Below are 15,846 nucleotides of genomic sequence, written 5' to 3'. Positions count from 1 at the left end.
TCCCCGGGACGGACGTCCGGGCGGGTCCAGCGCCCTAGCCTCGCCGATGTGGACGTGATCCCAGCGCGGACGTTCGGCGCGGCGCTGCTGCACGCCCGGACCGGCGGACGGCCGGTGGAGCGGGTCGCGTACGTCCTCGGCGTGGTGCTCCTCGCGAGTGGACTGGTGCACCTCGGTGTGCTGCTCGTGACCGGAGCGACGTGGTTCGGCCCGGTCTCGATGCGCAAGCCCATGACGTTCGGGCTGTCGTTCGGGCTGACGCTCGCGACGGTCGCTTGGGTGACCTCGCTGCTCACGATGGGTCTGCGGACCCGGACGGTGCTGCTGGGCGTCTTCAGCGCGGTCAGCGTCGTGGAGACCGCGCTGGTCACCATGCAGGCGTGGCGCGGCGTGCCGTCCCACGTGAACTTCGAGACCCCGTTCGACACGGGTGTCTCGATGGCGTTGGCCGGGGGCGGCGGCGTGATCATCGTGACCGTGCTGGCGTTCGCGACGGCGGCGCTGCGGGGCGCGGGTGGGTTGGCGCCGAGCATGCGGCTCGCGGTGCGATCGGGGTTCGCGCTGCTGGTGGTCGGGCTCGCCGTCGGCGCCGTCATGATCGCCACGGGGGTGGGGGAGGCCCGCAGCGGCGACCCGCTGCTCGCCTACAGCACGCTCGGCACGCTCAAGCCGGTGCACGGGGTGGCCCTGCACGCGGTGCTCGTGCTCCCCGCGATCGCGTGGCTCCTCGGCGCATTGGACTGGAGTGAGCGGCGCCGGGTGCGGGTGATGCGCTCAGCCGTCGTCGGATACGCCCTGCTGGTGGCGGTGACGGGGGCCGTCTCCGTCCTCTGACGGGTTCGCAGGCGTCGGTTGGCACGATGAGCCCGTGGGGGGGACGGCGTGGCACGGGGCGGGTGACGAGTCCGCCTTCGGCGAGCTGGTGCAGCGGTACCGGTCCGAGCTGCTGGTGCACTGCTACCGCATGCTCGGGTGGCTCCCGGTCAGGTGGCCCCCGGTCCGGGAGCCCAAGCTCACCGGGCGGGTCGCCTACTCCCAGGACCTGCTCGCCGAGCTCGGGATCGCCGTTCCGTGAGACGGGTTCGCGTCGACTGCCACGTGCACACCGCCGTCTCCGGCGACGCCGTGCTGCGCGTCGAGCAGCTTGCGCACCGTGCCGTCGAGCTGGGGCTCGACGTCGTCTTCGTGACCGACCACAACGAGACCTCGGCCGCGCTGGCCGCGCAGGGGCGCGACCTCGGCGTCCGGATCGAGGTCGGAGAGGAGATCCGCACCGCCGACGGCGAGGTGCTCGGGCTGTTCCTCACCGAACGCATCCCGTACGTCCTCCCGGTGCGGGAGGTCGTGCGGCGCATCCGGGACCAGGGCGGGCTGGTCGGCCTCCCGCATGCCTTCGACCCGCTGCGGGCCGGGGCCGCAGCGGTCGCCGACGCCCTGTGCGCGGAGGGCGCCGTCGACTTCATCGAGGTGTTCAACGCGAAGGTCCACGACCCGAGGCACAACGCCGCTGCCGTACGTCTCGCGGAGCGGTACGGGCTCCCGGGCACGGCCGGATCGGATGCGCACGACGTCACCGGCCTCGGGGCGGCGTACCTCGAGATGCCGGCCTTCGGCTCGGCCGGCGAGTTCCGCGCCGGGCTCTCCGCCGCCGACGTCGTGGGCGAGCTGCGCCCGCACGCCCCGCGGTACCCGCCGGCCGCTCCCGGCTGACGTCGCCGAGGCCTGCTTCGTCGAGGAACGCGGCGATCGCCTTCGTCTCGGTGTCGTCGAGCGGGAAAGCCCACCGCACCGGGGCCGGCTGCCGGTCAGGGCAGGGCGTTCGTGTAGTCCTCCCCGATCGGCAGCCTGGCCGCGCGTGCCCGCAGCCCGGCTGCCGTCAGCGGCAGCTCGAACTCCTGCAGGTAGCTGAAGTCGAGCCCGGTGCGCTCGACGAGGTGCTCCACCGGGACCCGGTAGGCGCCCGGGTCGAACACGGCCCTGCGGCGCAGGAGGTCCTCGATCAGCTGCGCCTGCTCCAGCACGTACGCCGCCGTGGCGGGTGTGCCGTCGGCCTGGTCGTAGGCGATGATCTTCCAGTAGGCGAGTGGGAGCCGCACGCCCTTGTAGATCGGGTCGTCGTCGTCGAGCACCGGGCCGGTGAACACGGTGATCCGGCGGTCGCGCGCCTCGGCGTTGTCGAGGATGTAGTTCTCCAAGCCCTGCCAGCGGTCCTGGCCCTGGTTGAACCGCTCGTGCTGCGGCGAGCAGTTGGTGAAGTGGAACGTGTCGTCGGCAATGCGCTCGGGGTCCGACCCCCACACAGGGTCGAGCCTGCGCACGAGGTGGCCGCGGTCGAGGGCGTTGCGCCGGTAGAGCTCCTCGCCGATCTGCTCCGACTGCGCGATCCGCGGGTCGAAGTACCAGCGGTCGGCGTCGCGGGGCAGGTCTACGAGATGTGCCCCGTCGATGTTGACCACCGTGTACCAGGCGAGCTGGCGCGGGCGGTGCACCACGACGCTGAAGTGCGTGTACGGCAGCACGACGGGGTCCTCGTCCGGCCCGGCGTCCGGGCGGGCCGCCGCCACCCGTCGCTGCTCGTCGGTGAGCACCGGCAGCGGGACGGGCGTGCCCAGGAACTCGGGGTCGTAGCCGCGGTAGCCGTCGTAGTACGACACCGGGTGGACGGCGCCCGCCGCATCGGCGATCTCGGGAGCCGTCATGTCAGCCCCACATCCCGCCGGGGACGGAGCGGACCCAGTCCTCGTGGAAGGCCACCCGCGTGTAGATGCCGCCGTCGCCGCACGGGCGGACGGAGCTGTTGGTGGCCCGGGACGTGGCTCCGGCGAGCTGCCAGTCGTCGCCGACCGCCACGTAGGCGGGGCCGCCGCTGTCGCCGTTGCAGCTGTCCCGGTCGAGGAAGGGCGCACCGGCCACGAACTCGCTGCGGAAGTCGGCGCCGTACTGCGGGTCCTCACCCGCCACGGGCACGTCCACCAGGCGGCGCCTGCCGTACCCGCCGGTGGAGTTCACGTCGGTGTTGCCGTAGCCGACGAGCCGCACGGTGGCCGCCGCGTCGACGGTGGCCTTGTCGGCGATCGTGCGGGGCGTGACGTTCTCGACCGGCGCGCCGAGGATCAGCACCGCGATGTCGCTGGTCGGGTCGGGCGGGCTGTAGTCGGGGTGCGCCACCGCCGTGCGCACGGCGACGACCTGGCCGCCGCTCGGGTCGTCGACGTCCTCCCCGACGAAGATCCGCTGCGCGCAGTCCGGGACGCAATGCGCGGCGGTGACCACGACGTTCGGCGCCACGAGCGTGCCCGTGCAGCACCAGCCGCGCCGATGCCCGACCGCGACGCAGTCCGGGAAGTCGGAGGTGGGTACCCCACCGATGATGCGGGCAGCGCTGCGGATCAGCTTGCGGGAGTTCCGCTGGAAGACCGGGTCGGTGTAGATGCTGGCGGCGGGCGGCGCGGCCCCGTTCGGTGCTGCCGCGTTCGATGCTGCGACGGCTTCCACGGCGGCCCGCTTGCTCCGGCGCGACCGCGTCCTCGACCTCTTGAGGTGCGGCGCCGCGGTGCGCATGAGCACCGAGCGGGCGTGCTGCACGCCATCGTCGACGTCGCGCACGAGGAAGTCGTCGATCTGGTTGGCGAGGGCCTGGAACACGATGAGGTGCCGCTGCTCGTCGCCGTCGGCGATGAGCGCGGCCAGGCGGTCGATGGCCTCCATGTGCTCCTGCAGCGGGTCGTTCTGAGCGGCGGTCTCCGGTCCTCGGGTCGTGGTCACGCTCGTTCTCCTTCCGGGAGATCAGGTCAGGGGCTGCGCCAGCTCGTGAGCGAGCTTGCGCAGCCGGGAGTGCCATTGCGTGTCCTGCTCGGGCGCTTCGGCGAGCCGCGAAACCGCATCCTGGACGAGCCGCCGCGCGAGGGTGGCGTCGGCGTCGCGTTGCGCCTCGGCGCGTTCGACGAGGAACGCCGCAGCGAGCAGCGGGAGGTCGCCCGTCGCGGCGGCGACGGCGGCCAGCTCGTCGTGCCTGGGCGCAGTGCGGCTCACGGGCGGGCCCAGCCGGTCGAGCGTCGCCCACCAGGCGCGGCGGGCGAGCGGTGAGGGCAGCGCGCCACGGACGAAGGCCAGCGCCGCTTCCGCCTCCGCGCGCCGATCGCTGAGCCGGTCCAGCTCCGCGAGCGTGAGGGTGAGCAGCGCCCGGTCGCCCGGGGCGAGCCCGGGGTCGTGGTCGGCGTCGCGCACCAGGTCGTGGAGCTCCGGGAGCGGGCCGGCAGGCAGCGCGGGTACCCGGCGGAGCCCGGCGAGCAGCACCACGCGTGCGGCCGGTGGGGTGACCCGTCGCAGCTTCGCGACGACCAGGCCGAGCAGCTCTGCCCGCTGGTCCGGCCGGCAGACCGCGAGGGCGTCGACGGCTGCCCGCACGAGCCTGCGCGGCGGGACGCCGGGGGACTCGCGCAGCGCGTCGAACATTGCTGCGACCGCGCGCCCGGCGTCCGCGGGGCGGCCCTGCCGGTGGAGCAGCTCCAGGTGCGCCGCCGCCCGCCGGACCCACGCGGACGAGCCCACCGGGACCTCCAGCCGCGCGGCCTCGTCGAGGTGCTCCGCGGCGTCGGACGTCCGGCCGCGCTCGCGCATCCCCAGTACGGCGGCGCGTGCGTGGCAGCGGACTGCGCCCTCGGCGACGCCCCGGTCGAGCCACGCGTCCGCGGCCGCGTCGACGAACCTGTCCGCCTCGTCGAGCAGCATCAGCTCGGCTGCGGTCGCCCCCGCCAGCTCCAGACCCTGCGGCGTGGCGGCATCGGCGCCCGTGGTGGCGATCCGCATCGCGTCGCCCGGCTCGGGTCCAGCGAGTGCGGCCCGTACCCGCACGACGGTGACCCGGTGGCCGTCCGTCGCACCTCGGACGCTCGCCACCGCCCTGGCCAGCCGGCCGCACCGCAGGGCGACTCCGGCCTGCAGCAGCCGCAGCTCCGGGCCCTGTCCCGAATGCGGGGCAGCGAGCAGGCCGTCCAGCTCGGCGCCGGCCTCACGGAGGCGGTCGAACCGGGTCAGTGCGCGTGCCAGCTCCACGAGCTGTTCGGCGCGGTCCGCGGGTGCCGGGCCGTCGTGGACCGGGACGTGCTGGCGGGGGATCCGATCGAACCGCAGCACCTGCTCGGGCGGCACCCGCACCGTGAGGCTCGGCAGGAAACCAGGATCAGATGTCAGCGGGGTGGCCTTACTGACGTTGAACGTCAGCGGGGCCACCCCGCTGACGTGTTCAGCGCCTTCCACCGCCTCCAGCGCGTGCGCTACCGCTACGTCCACCGGCTCCTCGGCGGCCAGGGCCGCGTACAGCTCAGCGGCGAAGGCTGCTCCCGTCGCGCCGTCGGTGCCGGCCGGCACGGTGAGGACGGCACAGGCGCGGGCGTCGAGCAGCGTTCCGGTGAGGTGCCGCTCGGTCTCCGGGTCCGGCCCCCGATCGAGCACGACGAGCCGTGGGGCCGGGGCGCGGAGCGCGCCGAGCAGCCTCGTGTCGCACCCGACGGCGTGCAGGACATGCGGGCGCATGCGTCCGTGCACGGCCTGCAGCGCGTCCGCGGTCGGGGTTATCAGCACCTCGGCGTCGACCCGGCCACGCGCCGCGGCGATCGCGCGTTCGATCCCGCGTTCGGCCGCGGGCAGCTCGGCGAGGTCGCCGACCACGGCGAGCACGCGCAGCGGGAGCTCGAGCCGGACGTCGTCGCGGTCGAGACCGCGGGCGCGGACCACGGGGTGGATGCGGTCGGGGAAGGCCGTGCGCGCCAGCGCCATCCACTCCCAGTTGAGGACCTGCAGGTCGGGCGGGTCCACCTGCACGAGCGTGCGCATCCCGTACGGGCTCGCGTCGCGCAGCTCCTCCCAGGCCCTGCGGGTGTCGTCGCGCAGCAGCAGTCCCGTGAGGTGCTCGCCGGCCGCGGCCGGGCCGCCCGCGAGCGCTGTGCGGTCCGGCGGGGCGTCGGGCAGGTCGTGGCCCGCCAGCGTCCGCCAGGTGCCCGCCACGAACTGCCGCAGCTCGCAGCGGGGCCCCGTAGCGCCGGGGGTCACGTGGAGGAGCACCGTCAACATCGGCCGGACCTCGCGGCAGGGGGGTGGGAACGTATCGATGAGACGTCGGCGCCTCTCCCTGATACAGCAGGGGGGCTCCGGGCATAACGACGACGGCAACCGCGTTGATGCAACTGATTGATGCAGCAACTATCGGAGGCAGACATGCAGATCGGCGTCTTCACCGTCGGGGACGTCACGCCCGACCCGACGAACGGCCGCACGCCGAGCGAGGCGGAGCGGATCAAGGCGATGGTCACCATCGGGATGAAGGCCGAGGAGATCGGCCTCGACGTGTTCGCGACGGGTGAGCACCACAACCCGCCTTTCGTGCCGTCGTCGCCCACCACGTTGCTCGGGTACCTCGCCGCGCGCACCGAGCGGCTGCTCCTGTCGACCGCCACCACGCTGATCACGACGAACGACCCGGTCAAGATCGCCGAGGACTATGCGATGCTGCAGCACCTCTCGGGCGGCCGCGTCGACCTGATGATGGGGCGCGGCAACACGGGCCCCGTCTACCCCTGGTTCGGCAAGGACATCCGCGACGGCGTCGCGCTCGCCGTGGAGAACTACGCGCTGCTGCGGAGGTTGTGGCGCGAGGACGTCGTCGACTGGGAGGGCCGCTTCCGCACGCCGCTGCAGGGCTTCACGTCCACGCCGCGGCCGCTCGACGGGGTGCCGCCGTTCGTCTGGCACGCCTCGATCCGGAGCCCGGAGATCGCGGAGCAGGCCGCCTACTACGGTGACGGCTTCTTCCACAACAACATCTTCTGGGACAGCGGGCACGTGCGGCGGATGGTGCAGCTCTACCGGCGGCGCTTCGAGCACTACGGCCACGGGGCCGCCGACCAGGCGATCGTCGGGCTCGGCGGGCAGGTGTTCATGCGCAAGAACTCGCAGGACGCCGTGCGCGAGTTCCGCCCGTACTTCGACAACGCGCCCGTCTACGGCCACGGCCCGTCGCTGGAGGACTTCAGCGAGCTGACGGCGCTCACCGTGGGCAGCCCGCAGCAGGTGATCGACAAGACACTGTCGTTCGCCGACAACGTGGGCGACTACCAGCGCCAGCTGTTCCTGATGGACCACGCCGGGCTGCCGCTCAAGACGGTCCTGGAGCAGATGGACATCCTGGGTTCGGAGGTCGTGCCGGTGCTGCGCAAGGAGTTCGCCGCGCGCAAGCCCGCGCACGTGCCCGAGGCGCCCACACACGCGAGCCTCAAGGCCGCGGCCGAGGCCGCCCGCGAGAACGTGACCGAGGACGTCACCGATGAGGAGGTCGTCGCATGACGACACGGAAGCTGGCGGTCGTGAGCGCCGGGCTGGGTGTCCCGTCGTCCAGCCGGCTGCTCGCCGACCGCCTGACCGCCGCCGTCACGGCCGCCCTGCGCGAGCGCGGGGTCACGCCGGAGGTGGAGGTCGTCGAGCTGCGCGAGCACGGCCACGAGCTCGTGGACGCCGTGCTCACGGGCTTCCCGGGCGGTGGCCTGCGGCAGGCGGTGGACAGCGTTGTCGGCGCCGACGGCCTGATCGCCGTCACGCCGATCTTCTCGGCCTCCTACAACGGGCTGTTCAAGCTGTTCTTCGACTCCCTGGAGGACAGCGTGCTGACCGGGAAGCCGACGCTCATCGGGGCGACCGGCGGCACCGGCCGCCACTCGCTCGCCCTCGAGTTCGCCGTGCGCCCGCTCTTCGCGTACCTGCGCGGGGTGGTCGTCCCGACCGCGGTGTTCGCGGCGCCAGAGGACTGGGCGGGCGGCGCCGCGGGCGTGCCCGCGCTGACCGAGCGCATCGCCCGGGCAGCCGGCGAGCTGGCCGACCTCATGACGGACCGCAGCGCCCCTGCACAGGCGGACAGGTACGAGGACCCGATCCCCTTCGAGCAGCTCCTGAAGGGCGAGTGACGCGCGCGGCGCCGTCCCCTCCATAGTGGTTCGACCCGGCTGAGCAGGGTGTCCTCGCCGACTCCGTGGGCCTCGCGTTGCTGGTCGTGCTGGAGGCGCCGCTCCAGGCTCTGCACACACCCGCGCACCGGGCGCCGCCGCGAGATGAACATCAGAGCGATCCAAGCAAGATCAAACAGCTCTGACGTGCACCTCACGGCCGCCTGGCGAGTGGGGTGGACGCGTATGTGTGTGCAGAGCCTGAGGCCGCGTCCGGCCGGGCCCGCCGCTCCTGGCTTTGCACACACCCGCGCACCGGGCGCCGCCGCGTGGGGTGGACGGCGCAGCGTTCGCGGCTCTCGTCGAGCCGCGCCGGCGGGAGCTGCGGGTGCACTGATACCGGATGCTCGGCTCGTTCGACGAGGCCGAAGACCTGGTGCCGGAGACGTACCTGCGCGCGTGGCACGCATCGATGGCTTCGCCGATGAGGTTCCGCGCGTGCGGCCGTCTAAACGAGGGTCAACACTCTCGACGGAGGTGGATCATGGCGAAGGTGCTGTACACGGCCGCGATGTCGCTCGACGGCTACATCGCGGGCGCCGGGGGCGACATGTCCTGGATGGCAGGGCACGCCGGGCCGAACCCGGTGGCGGGCGAGCTGATCGCGACGACCGGGGCGCTCCTCGTCGGCGCCCGCACGTTCGGCGGCGACGACCCGCACCGGGGCACCGAGGCGGAGGGCAAGGCGTTCGGCGGGGGATGGGACGGACCGCAGTTCGTGCTCACCCACAACCCGCCCGCCGAGCCGATCCCGGGTGTCACGTTCTTCGGCGACCTCGACACCGCGCTCGCGGCGGCGAAGGCGGCCGCGGGGGAGAAACACGTCCTCGTGCTCGGCGCCGAGACCGCCCGCGGGTGCCTGGAAGCCGGCGCGCTCGACGAGGTGGTCGTGAGCGTCGTGCCCGTGCTGCTCGGCGACGGGGTGCGGCTTTTCGAGCACCCCGGCGGGACGAACGTGAAGCTGGAGCGGATCAGCCTCACCTACACGCCGCAGATCACGAACATGTGGTTCCGCGTGCTCGGCTGACTGTGAGGATGGTCAAGCCGCGTCAGCCGTGCTCCGGCGCGGTGGCCACGCCGAGCGTGTCGGCGCCCACCAGCCGGCGCGCGGCGAGGTTGCCCATCGGCATGATCGGCCCGGCCTGCACGTCGCGCCACATCCGCTCGAACGGGAACGCCCGCGTGAAGGCCGGCCCGCCCACCACGTCGACGAGCCGCTGCACGATCTGCGTCGCGTTGGTGGCGGCCACGTACTTCGCGGTCGCGCAGCGGGCGAGACCTTCCTGCACCCGGCCGGCGGAGATCCGGCCGTGCTGCACGTCGTCGACATGGCGGTGCAGCACGGCCCGGGACGTCTCCAGCGTGATCCGGCACTCGCCGATCACGTCCTGCAGCACGGGGTCGTCGGCGCGGCCGGAGCGGACCACCCGCTCGACCGTCCAGTCGAGCGCTCCCGCCGCGACCCCCGTGTAGACGGCGCCGAAGCACGGCATCGCCCACGACCACACCGTCTCCAGCACCCGGCGGTCCAGGCTGCCGACCGGCAGCGAGTGCACCACCCGCTCGTCGGGCACGAACACGTCCGTGAACTCGACGTCGTCGCTGCGCGTCGCCCGCATGCCCAGCGCGTCCCAGGTCGGGTGGATCTTCACGCCCTCCTGGGCCATCGACACCTGGCACAGCAGCAGCCGCGGCCCGCCCTCGGCGTCCTCGTAGCGGGCGGTCGTGGAGAAGTCGGTGGCCACGGCGCTGTTCGTCGCGAAGATCTTCCGGCCGTTGATGACGAACCCGCCGTCGACGCGCGTCGCGGTGGTGCGGGAGTCGGTCATCGTGTTGCGGACGCCCGCCTCGGCCGTGAGCGCTGCCCACACCAGTGAGCCGTCGGCCGCGCGGCGGAGCATCTCGGCGAGGCGCTCGTCGCCGGTGCGCCGCCACACCGCCGCCCACTGCCCGACGGGCGAGATGTGCATCGTCACGGCCAGGGTGGTGGCACCGTCGCCGCTCGCGAGCCGCTCCAGCACGGCGAGCACGTCGCCCAGACCGGCGCCGAGCCCACCCAGCTCCTCGGGCACGGTGAGGCCCAGGAGCCCGGCCTCGCGGAGGTCGGCGTAGTTGTCGTAGGGGAACGTGGAGTCCCGGTCGTGGTCGGCTGCGCGGTCGGCGAAGCGCCGCGCCAGCCCGGTGGCGATCTCGACGAGCTCGTCCCTACTGCTGCGCTGAGCGGTGGCCATGTCCCGATCCTGCACGGCGTGCGTGAGGATGGGGCGGTGAATCTCGATCGGGCGGTCCTGTTCCGGCTGGCGACGAGCGCGAGGTTCGAACGCACGCTCCGCGCGGTGCCCGGCGGGGAGCAGTCTGCGTGGCGGGCCGCCTCCCGGTACGTCGCCGGTACCGGCGCGACCGACGCGGTCCGGGTGGCGCAGGGCCTGGCCGCGCGTGGTGTGGGCACCAGCCTCGATCAGTTCGGCGAGATGGTGCGCGACCGCGCCACCGCCGACGCCGTCGCGGCCGACTACGTCCGGCTGGGGGAGGGCCTCGCCGGGCAGCCCGAGTCGGTGTGGCTCTCGGCGGACCTATCGCACCTCGGCCTCGACGTCGACGCGGCCCGGTGCGCCGACCACCTCGCGGCGATCGCCGCGGCACTCCCGCTCGGACGGCGGATCCAGGTCGGTGCCGAGGACCACACCCGCACCGACGCCGTGCTCGGGTGCGTGCTCGCCGCCGCCGGTCGCGGGCACGCCGACCGGCTGGGGGCCACCGTGCAGGCCAACCTCCACCGCTCGCCCGCCGATGCCGACCGCCTCGTCGCGGCCGGGGTGCAGGTGCGGCTGGTCAAGGGCGCCTACCTCGAGCCCGCCGGCCTTGCGCATCCGCACGGTGAGCCCACCGACGTCGCCTACCTCCGGCTCGCGCACCGTCTCGCCGCGGCAGGCGCGGACTTCTCGCTCGCCACCCACGACGGGGTGCTGCGGGAGGCGTTGCTCGCGGCGCTGGGCCCGCGGCCGGTGGAGCAGCTGCTGGGGGTGCGGCCCGACGTCCCCGGCGAGCTGGTGGAGCGCGGGGTGCCGGTGCGGGTGTACGTGCCGTTCGGGGCGAACTGGTTCCGCTACTGGATGCGGCGGGTGGCGGAGTCGCGCGGCGCCTGAGCCCGGCGCACGGCGACCTTCGCCGCCTCCTGCACCTGCTCCGACACCGTGGGGTGGACGTGGATCGTGTCGGCGAGGTCGAGGGCGGTGGCGCCCATCTCGATCGCCACCGTGCCCGCCGCGACCAGCTCGGACGCATGCGGCCCCGCGACGTGCAGCCCGAGCACCACCCCGGTGCCGGCCTCGGTCACGAGCTGCACGGTGCCGTGCGGCGCACCGAGGGTGAGCGCCCGGCCGTTCGCCGCCATCGGGACTGTCGTGACCACCGGGTCGAGCCCCTCGGCGCGAGCGGCTGCAGCGGTGAGGCCGACCGTCGCGATCTCGGGGTCCCCGAACACCACCGCGGGAACCGCGGCAGGCTGGAACGCCACGCGCTCCCCGCACAGCGCGTCGACCGCCACCGGTGCCTCGGCGTAGCCCTTATGCGCCAGGGCCGGGCCAGGGCTGACGTCGCCGATCGCGGCGACGTGCGGTCGCACCGTCCGATCGGGCGCCACCGGGATGCGACCGTCGGGTCCGGGGGTGACGCCGAGCCGGTCCAGGCCCAGCTGGTCGGTATTCGGAACCCGTCCGGCGGCGACGATCACCACGTCGGCTTTCACCGCGGTCTCCTGCTCGCCCTGCCGGACGTGCAGCAGCCCGTCGCGGTGCTCGCCCGCCGCCGCCCCCGTCAGGACCGCAACCCCGAGCTGGGCGAGCCGGCGCGCCACGGGCCGGACGAGCGCGGCGTCGATCTCGGGCAGCACCCGCCCGGCCGCCTCCACCAGCGTGACGGCCGCGCCGAGCTTGGCCAGCGCCGTGCCCAGCTCGACACCGATGTACCCGGCACCCACCACGGCGACGGCGGCTGGCAACTCGGCGAGGTCGAGCGCGCCCGTGCTGTCGAGCACCCGCTGCCCGTCGGGGACGAGGCCCGGCAGGACCGTCGGCCGCGACCCGGTGGCGAGCACGACGTCCCGGAACTCGACGAACGCCGCGCGCCCGTCCGGCGTGCGGACGACGGCCTGATCGGGCCGCGTGAACCGCAGCTCCCCGCCGAGCACCCGCACGTCCGCGCCGCCGAGCATCGACCGGATCCCGTCGGTCAGCTCGGCGACGATCGCCCGCTTGCGGGCCTGGAACGCGCCGAGATCGGGGGCGGCGAGGCCCAGGCCTGCGGCGGCCGCCCGCGCGCCGAGGTCGGCCAGCTCGATCAACGCCTTCGACGGGATGCAGCCCACCCGCAGGCACACCCCGCCCACCCCGTCGGTGCCGTCACGGTCGACGAGTGTGACGTCGCGGCCGCGGCGCGCGGCGTGCAGCGCCGCCGTGTAGCCGGCCGGGCCCGCGCCGACCACCAGCAGGTCGACGGCCTCGGCGATCTCCCCGACGACCATCAGCCGTCCTCGCCGAGCAGCAGTAGTGGCTGGGTGACCAACCGCTCCAGCGTGGCGACGAACGCGCCGAGGTCGGCGCCGTCCAGCACCCGGTGGTCGGCGGCGACCGCGAGCGGCAGCACCCGGCGCACGGCCGGAGCCCCGTCGACGGGCACCACCGCGTCCCGGACGCGGCCGAACCCGGCGATCGCCACCTGCGGCGGGCTGATCAGCGGCGTACCGAGCCAGGTGCCGTAGCTGCCGAAGTTGCTCACCGTGAACGTGGCGCCGGTGGTGTCCCGCGGCGTCAGGGTGCGCTCGCGGGCCGCTTCCACCAGGCGGGCGATCTCGCGGCCGAGGCCGGGCACCCCGCGAGGGCCGGCGTCGCGCAGCACGGGCACGACGAGCCCGTCCCGGGTGGCGGTGGCGATCCCGACGTGCAGGCGGCGGTGGACCGTCAGCTCCGCGCGGTCCGGGTCGAAGGTGGCGTTCAGCTCGGGATGGCGGCGCAGCGCGGCCACGAGCACCCGGACCAGCAGCGGGAGCAGGGTGAGCCGCGCGCCGCGCGCCGCGGCGTCCCCGCGCAGCAGGGCGTGGGCCCGTTCCAGCTCGGTGGCGTCGACCTCGCGGAACTCGGTGATGTGCGGGACGGCCAGCGCCGCGGTCATCGCCTTCGCGGTCTGGCGGCGCAGCCCACGCAGCGGGCGCACCTCAGTGTCGGGTGTGTCCACGGGCGCCTGCTGGACCACCGGTTCGGGTTCGGGTTCTGGTTCTGGCTTGAGCGGTGCCGCCACCGCGGCCATGACGTCGTCCGGCACGATCCGGCCGTTCGGGCCGCTGCCGGTGAGCGTGGTGAGGTCGACGCCGTGCTCGACGGCCAGCCGGCGGGTGCTCGGTGCGGCCAGCACCCGGTTGCGGGTCGCAGGCACGGTGGCGGCCGCTGTCTCCAGCACGAAGAGTGGCTCCCCGACCGGCACCATGTCACCGACGGCTCGGGCCAGCTCCCGGATCGTCCCGTCGGCCGGGGCCGGCAGCTCCACCTGCGCCTTCGCCGTCTCGACGGTCACAACGGGCTGGTCGGCGCGTACGGCGGCGCCGGGGGAGACGAGCCACTCGACGACCTCCGCCTCGGCGAGCCCCTCTCCGACATCCGGAAGCCGGAAGACGATCTCAGCCACGGCAAGCCCCCGACACGTCAGGAAGGTGACATTGCAGACGTTCAACGTCAGCGGGGCCACCCCGCTGACGTCCGGGCGGTGCAGTCATGCCGCCTTCACCGTCTCGCGTGCCGCCGCCACCACCCGCTCCACACCCGGCACGAACAAGTCCTCCACCCGCCCCGGCGGGTAGGGCGTATCCGGCGCCCCGACCCGCGCGATCGGGGCCTCCAGCGAGTAGAACGCCCCCTGCGCCACCGTCGCCACGACCTCGGCGCCGAACCCGGCCGACAGCGGCGCCTCGTGCACCACGACACACCGCCCGGTCGACGCCACGGCGTCCACCAGGCCGGCCTCGTCGAGCGGCACGAGCGTGCGCAGGTCGAGCACCGTCGCCGCGATGCCTTCCTCGGCCAGCAGGTCCGCCGCCTTCTCCGCCACCTGCACCGCGGCGCTCCAGGCCACGATCGTGACGTCGGCGCCCGCACGCGCCACCCGCAGCTTCCCGAACGGCACAGGTGCGTCCCCGTCCGGCACCTCGCCGCTGACCAGCCGGTACCCGCGCAGCGGTTCGCAGAACAGCACCGGGTCCGGCGACCGGACGGCGGTCTGGAGCAGCCCCTTCGCGTCGGCCGCGGTCGCGGGCATCACCACGTCGAGCCCGGGCGACTGCACGAACTGCGCCTCGAGCGCCTCGGAGTGCAGCTCCGGGGTGCGCACCCCGCCCCCGAACGGTGCCCGCACCACTACCGGCATCGGGAACCGTCCCTGCGACCGGTAGCGCATCCGCGCGAGCTGCGCGCCGACCTGGTGGAAGGCCTGGTGGGCGAACCCGAGGAACTGCAGCTCCGCGATCGGCACCAGGCCGGCGGCCGCGAGCCCGATCGACGCCCCCACGATCGACGCCTCGGCGAGCGGCATGTCGACCACCCGCTCCGGCCCGAACTCGTCGAGCAGCCCGTCGGTGGCGCGGAAGACACCCCCGAGCCGCCCCACGTCCTGGCCGAGCACCATCGTGCGCTCGTCGCGGGCGAGCTCGCCGCGCAGCGTCGTGTTGATCGCCTCGAGCATGGTCATCCGGGTCATCCGCCGGGTCATCGGGCGCCGCCGTGCGCCTGCAGCTCGGCGAGCTGGGCCTGCAGTCGTGGTGAGGGCGTCTCGGTGACGTGCGCGAACACGTGCTCGACGCCGGGCGGGGCGACCGCCTCGACGGTGCGCACGGCCTCCTCGATGCGCTGCGCGATGCGTTCGCGCACCGCGGCGTCGTGCGGGTCGTCCCACAGCCCGCGCGACCGCAGGTACGTGTGCACGCGGTCGAGCGGATCTCGCGGCTCCCACGCCGCGAGGTCGTCGGTGGGGCGGTAGCGGGTCGCGTCGTCGGCGGTGTTGTGGTCGCCGAGCCGGTAGGTGAGCGTCTCGACGAGCGTCGGCCCGCCTCCTGAGCGGGCCCGCTCCACGGCGTTGCTCGCCACCTCGTGCACGGCGAGGAGGTCGTTGCCGTCCACGAGCGCGCCCGCCATCCCGTACCCCGGCGCCCGGGCGGCGAGGCTGGCGGCGGCCGACTGCCGGGCTCGCGGCGTGGAGATGGCCCAGCCGTTGTTCTGCACGAGGAACACCACGGGAGCCCGGACGACCCCGGCGAGGTTGCAGGCCTCGTGGAAGTCGCCCTCGGAGGTGGCGCCGTCCCCACAGAACACCATCACGACGGCGTCGCGCCGCTGCCGCGCCAGGCCCCACGCCAGCCCGACGGCCTGCGGGAGCTGCGCGGCCAGCCCGATCTGGATAGGCAGCACGTTCACCTCGTCGGGGGCGCGGCCGCCGCGCGGGTCGCCGAGGAAGGTCAGCATGAACTGCTCCAGCGGCAGCCCCTGGTTCAGCAGCGCGGGCAGCTCCCGGTACTGCGGCACCACCCAGTCGCGCGCCGGGTCGAGCGCGAACGCCGCCCCCACCACCGACGCCTCCTGTCCGCGGACCGGCGAGAACGTGCCGAACCGGCCCTGGCGCTGGAGGCTGAACGCCTTCTCGTCGAACGCGCGGGAGAAGAGCATGAGCTCGTACGCCGCGCGCAGCCGCTCGCCGTCCAGGGTGGGCGAGCGGCCGGGTTCGAGGTCGCCGCCCGGACGCAGCACGGTCCACGGCGTCGCGGCGCCGTGCTCGGGACGGAACTGGGGGACGAATCCGGACACGGGTTCCT

Annotated in this window: 15 protein-coding genes; 7 read left to right on the top strand and 8 right to left on the bottom strand. The window is 74.1% G+C overall.

Annotated elements, in window-relative coordinates:
* Positions 1–48 precede the first annotated feature (48 nt).
* From ABD143_RS14545 to ABD143_RS14535, 3 genes are read left to right on the top strand one after another with little or no spacing between them, the layout of a single operon-like run.
* A complete protein-coding gene (locus tag ABD143_RS14545) occupies positions 49–834 on the top strand; it encodes a hypothetical protein (RefSeq protein ID WP_343977110.1) in 786 nt (261 codons plus the stop codon).
* Between the two features lie 34 nt (positions 835–868).
* Positions 869–1,075, top strand: coding sequence for a hypothetical protein (locus tag ABD143_RS14540; RefSeq protein ID WP_343977107.1), 207 nt, complete (start codon positions 869–871; stop codon positions 1,073–1,075).
* The gene (locus ABD143_RS14535; RefSeq protein ID WP_343977104.1) at positions 1,072–1,710 is read left to right on the top strand and encodes a PHP-associated domain-containing protein; all 639 of its coding nucleotides are present in this window, start codon (positions 1,072–1,074) and stop codon (positions 1,708–1,710) included. Before ABD143_RS14540 ends, ABD143_RS14535 begins: the two co-directional genes overlap by 4 nt.
* Positions 1,711–1,805: 95 nt before the next feature.
* Here ABD143_RS14535 and ABD143_RS14530 read toward each other — a convergent pair whose 3' ends face one another.
* Genes ABD143_RS14530 through ABD143_RS14520 form a run of 3 tightly spaced genes read right to left on the bottom strand, consistent with a single transcriptional unit; the run spans position 1,806 to position 6,072 of the window.
* Positions 1,806–2,699 (bottom strand): DNA/RNA non-specific endonuclease, encoded by an 894-nt coding sequence (locus ABD143_RS14530; RefSeq protein WP_343977101.1) that lies wholly within the window; start codon positions 2,697–2,699, stop codon positions 1,806–1,808.
* A 1-nt stretch (position 2,700) separates the two neighbouring features.
* Positions 2,701–3,765, bottom strand: coding sequence for a S1 family peptidase (locus ABD143_RS14525; protein ID WP_343977098.1), 1,065 nt, complete (start codon positions 3,763–3,765; stop codon positions 2,701–2,703).
* 21 nt (positions 3,766–3,786) lie between these two features.
* Entirely contained in the window at positions 3,787–6,072 is a 2,286-nt protein-coding gene (locus ABD143_RS14520; protein WP_343977095.1) for a hypothetical protein, read from the bottom strand.
* Positions 6,073–6,216: 144 nt separating this feature from the next.
* Here ABD143_RS14520 and ABD143_RS14515 point away from each other — a divergent pair, with 144 nt between their 5' ends.
* From ABD143_RS14515 to ABD143_RS14505, 3 genes are all read left to right on the top strand, one after another.
* Positions 6,217–7,341 (top strand): LLM class flavin-dependent oxidoreductase, encoded by a 1,125-nt coding sequence (locus tag ABD143_RS14515; protein WP_343977092.1) that lies wholly within the window; start codon positions 6,217–6,219, stop codon positions 7,339–7,341.
* Positions 7,338–7,955 carry an FMN reductase gene (locus ABD143_RS14510; protein WP_343977089.1) on the top strand — a complete coding sequence of 206 codons (618 nt, stop codon included), beginning with the start codon at positions 7,338–7,340 and terminating at the stop codon, positions 7,953–7,955. Before ABD143_RS14515 ends, ABD143_RS14510 begins: the two co-directional genes overlap by 4 nt.
* A 523-nt stretch (positions 7,956–8,478) precedes the next feature.
* Positions 8,479–9,021 (top strand): dihydrofolate reductase family protein, encoded by a 543-nt coding sequence (locus tag ABD143_RS14505; protein WP_343977086.1) that lies wholly within the window; start codon positions 8,479–8,481, stop codon positions 9,019–9,021.
* Between the two features lie 22 nt (positions 9,022–9,043).
* Here the strand turns inward: ABD143_RS14505 and ABD143_RS14500 are convergent, their stop codons facing one another.
* A complete protein-coding gene (locus tag ABD143_RS14500; RefSeq protein WP_343977083.1) occupies positions 9,044–10,225 on the bottom strand; it encodes an acyl-CoA dehydrogenase family protein in 1,182 nt (393 codons plus the stop codon).
* Between the two features lie 36 nt (positions 10,226–10,261).
* Here ABD143_RS14500 and ABD143_RS14495 point away from each other — a divergent pair, with 36 nt between their 5' ends.
* A complete protein-coding gene (locus tag ABD143_RS14495) occupies positions 10,262–11,140 on the top strand; it encodes a proline dehydrogenase family protein (protein ID WP_343977080.1) in 879 nt (292 codons plus the stop codon).
* On the opposite strand, the gene ABD143_RS14490 is transcribed toward ABD143_RS14495, so the two are convergent.
* The 4 genes from ABD143_RS14490 to ABD143_RS14475 all read right to left on the bottom strand — a co-directional run bounded on the left by ABD143_RS14490 (position 11,101) and on the right by ABD143_RS14475 (position 15,838).
* Positions 11,101–12,516: a dihydrolipoyl dehydrogenase family protein gene (locus tag ABD143_RS14490; RefSeq protein WP_343977078.1), complete on the bottom strand. Its 1,416-nt coding sequence runs from the start codon at positions 12,514–12,516 to the stop codon at positions 11,101–11,103. The genes ABD143_RS14495 and ABD143_RS14490 overlap by 40 nt on opposite strands.
* Positions 12,516–13,673, bottom strand: coding sequence for a dihydrolipoamide acetyltransferase family protein (locus tag ABD143_RS14485; protein ID WP_343977076.1), 1,158 nt, complete (start codon positions 13,671–13,673; stop codon positions 12,516–12,518). The genes ABD143_RS14490 and ABD143_RS14485 overlap by 1 nt, the downstream gene beginning before the upstream one ends.
* An 84-nt stretch (positions 13,674–13,757) precedes the next feature.
* Positions 13,758–14,729, bottom strand: a complete 972-nt coding sequence (locus ABD143_RS14480; protein ID WP_343977073.1) for an alpha-ketoacid dehydrogenase subunit beta — start codon at positions 14,727–14,729, stop codon at positions 13,758–13,760.
* 17 nt (positions 14,730–14,746) lie between these two features.
* Positions 14,747–15,838 carry a thiamine pyrophosphate-dependent enzyme gene (locus ABD143_RS14475; RefSeq protein WP_343977071.1) on the bottom strand — a complete coding sequence of 364 codons (1,092 nt, stop codon included), beginning with the start codon at positions 15,836–15,838 and terminating at the stop codon, positions 14,747–14,749.
* Between the last annotated feature and the right edge of the window lie 8 nt (positions 15,839–15,846).

Origin of the sequence: Pseudonocardia aurantiaca (genome assembly GCF_039526725.1) — a bacterium.
GTDB classification, from domain to species: domain Bacteria; phylum Actinomycetota; class Actinomycetes; order Mycobacteriales; family Pseudonocardiaceae; genus Pseudonocardia; species Pseudonocardia aurantiaca.
Note: the sequence above shows the minus strand (reverse complement) of the source record. Positions and strands in the feature narration are given on the sequence as shown.

Bases quoted from the DNA above. Each gene is read 5' to 3' on its own strand.
- ABD143_RS14490 (WP_343977078.1), bottom strand. From the start codon at position 12,516: ATGGTCGTCGGGGAGATCGCCGAGGCCGTCGACCTGCTGGTGGTCGGC.
- ABD143_RS14510 (WP_343977089.1), top strand. From the start codon at position 7,338: ATGACGACACGGAAGCTGGCGGTCGTGAGCGCCGGGCTGGGTGTCCCG.
- ABD143_RS14500 (WP_343977083.1), bottom strand. From the start codon at position 10,225: ATGGCCACCGCTCAGCGCAGCAGTAGGGACGAGCTCGTCGAGATCGCC.
- ABD143_RS14480 (WP_343977073.1), bottom strand. From the start codon at position 14,729: ATGACCATGCTCGAGGCGATCAACACGACGCTGCGCGGCGAGCTCGCC.
- ABD143_RS14515 (WP_343977092.1), top strand. From the start codon at position 6,217: ATGCAGATCGGCGTCTTCACCGTCGGGGACGTCACGCCCGACCCGACG.
- ABD143_RS14505 (WP_343977086.1), top strand. From the start codon at position 8,479: ATGGCGAAGGTGCTGTACACGGCCGCGATGTCGCTCGACGGCTACATC.
- ABD143_RS14530 (WP_343977101.1), bottom strand. From the start codon at position 2,699: ATGACGGCTCCCGAGATCGCCGATGCGGCGGGCGCCGTCCACCCGGTG.
- ABD143_RS14520 (WP_343977095.1), bottom strand. From the start codon at position 6,072: ATGTTGACGGTGCTCCTCCACGTGACCCCCGGCGCTACGGGGCCCCGC.